Genomic DNA, 1,963 nt, shown 5'->3' with positions numbered 1-1,963 from the left:
CTCTCGCCGAGGTGCTGTCCGGTACGCAGGTCACGGCCGTGGTGCACACGGCCGGCGTGCTCGACGACGGCGTGATCGCCACGCTCACCCCGGAGAGGATGAAGGAGGTCTTCCGCCCCAAGGTGGACGCCGTGCTGAACCTGCACGAGTGCACCCGGGAGATGGGCCTGACCGCCTTCGTGGTGTTCTCGTCCGTCGCCGGCCTGGTCGGCAGCGCCGGTCAGGCGAGCTATGCGGCGGCGAATTCCTTCCTCGACGCCTTCTCCGAACACCGGCGCCGCGAGGGGCTGCCCGCCACATCGCTGGCATGGGGTGTGTGGGAACAGCCCGGTGCGATGACGGACGGCCTCGCCGAGGCCGACCGGGCGCGGATGGCGCGCAGCGGCGTGCTGCCGCTGCCACCGGGGGAGGGGATGCGGCTGTTCGACGCGGCACTGGCTTCGGACGAGGCGGTACTCGCCCCGGCCCGCATCGACACCGGGGCGCTGCGCACCGGTGAGGCACCGCCGGTACTGCGCGCCCTCGTGCCGGCCACGGTCGCCCGGAGGACCGTGCAGGCGGGCGACGCTCCCTCCGCGTCCTCGCTGGCCCAGCGCCTGGCGGGACTGCCGGAGGCCGAGCGGGAGAAGACCGTGCTGGACCTGGTCCGGGCCGAGGCGGCCGTGGTCCTGGGGCATGCGTCGGACCGTACGGTCCGACCGGAACACGCCTTCCAGGACCTGGGCTTCGACTCCCTCACGGCCGTCGAACTGCGCAACCGGCTGAACAAGGCCACCGGGCTGCGGCTCCCCGCGACGCTGCTCTTCGACCACCCGACACCTGCGCTTCTCGCCCGTCACGTGCTCACGGAGACGGCGGGGGCCGGTGAACCAGCCCTAGTGGATTCCCTACTTGCCGATCTGGACAGGGTCGAACGAGAATTGGTCACGAAGTTGGCGGCGAGTAAGACTCGCGACCGGATCGTGTCAAAGCTCCGGACCGTATTGGCGATTGCCGGTGAATCCGGCAAGACGCAGGTCGACGAAGACCCTGGTACGGGCGGCAGTGATCTGGAATCGGCCACGGACGACGAAGTATTCGATCTGCTCGGCAAGGAATTCGGGATTTCCTGACCGCTCCGGCGCGGTCCGGTGACCTCTTGCCGAATTCCGGCAATTCTTCGCAGGGGTGGGGGAAGATTTCGGTGGCGAACGAAGACAAGCTCCGCTATTTCCTGAAGCGAGTCACCGCAGATCTCCAGGAGACCCGGGGGGGCCTCCGTGACTACGAGGACGCCGCCGGGGAGCCGGTGGCCATCATCGGGATGAGCTGCCGCTACCCGGGAGGGGTCGACTCGCCCGAGGACCTGTGGGAGTTGGTCGCGGGCGGCCGCGACGCCGTCTCGGAGTTCCCCGCCGACCGCGGCTGGGACCTGGACGCTCTCTACGACCCGGACCCGGAGGTCCGCGGGACCAGCTACGCCCGTGAGGGCGCGTTCCTGCGCGACCTGGCGCGGTTCGACGCCGGTCTCTTCGGGATCTCGCCCCGCGAGGCGCTCGCCATGGACCCCCAGCAGCGGCTGCTGCTGGAGACGTCGTGGGAGCTCTTCGAGCGGGCCGGCATCGATGCCGCTTCGCTGGCGGGGAGCAGGACCGGCGTGTTCGCCGGCGTGATGAACCACGAGTTCCTCGCCGCCCTCCAGAACTCCCCGCAGGACCTGGAGGGTTACCTGGGAACGGGTACCTCGGGCAGTGTCGCCTCCGGCCGGGTGGCCTACACCTTCGGCCTCGAAGGCCCGGCCGTCACGGTCGACACGGCCTGCTCGTCGTCCCTGGTGGCCCTGCACCTGGCCGTCCAGTCGCTGCGCAACGGCGAGTGCTCGCTGGCCGTGGCGGGCGGTGTCACGGCGATGGTCGGCCCCGCCACCTTCGTCGGCTTCAGCCGCCAGCGCGGACTGGCGCCCGACGGCCGCTGCAAGGCGTTC

Annotated in this window: 2 protein-coding genes; both read left to right on the top strand. The window is 70.5% G+C overall.

Annotated elements, in window-relative coordinates:
* On the top strand, window positions 1-1,112 hold a 1,112-nt coding region (locus tag ABT085_RS46030; RefSeq protein ID WP_351623144.1), incomplete at its 5' end, for a beta-ketoacyl reductase.
* Window positions 1,113-1,138: 26 nt separating this feature from the next.
* Window positions 1,139-1,963 (top strand): beta-ketoacyl synthase N-terminal-like domain-containing protein (locus ABT085_RS46025; protein ID WP_502982999.1); only part of this gene is annotated, 825 nt, incomplete at its 3' end.

The organism is Streptomyces sp. NPDC002265 (genome assembly GCF_040296125.1).
Lineage (GTDB): Bacteria > Actinomycetota > Actinomycetes > Streptomycetales > Streptomycetaceae > Streptomyces.
The sequence above is the reverse complement of the archived record's forward strand: the minus strand, read 5'-3'. Positions and strand labels throughout refer to the sequence as shown.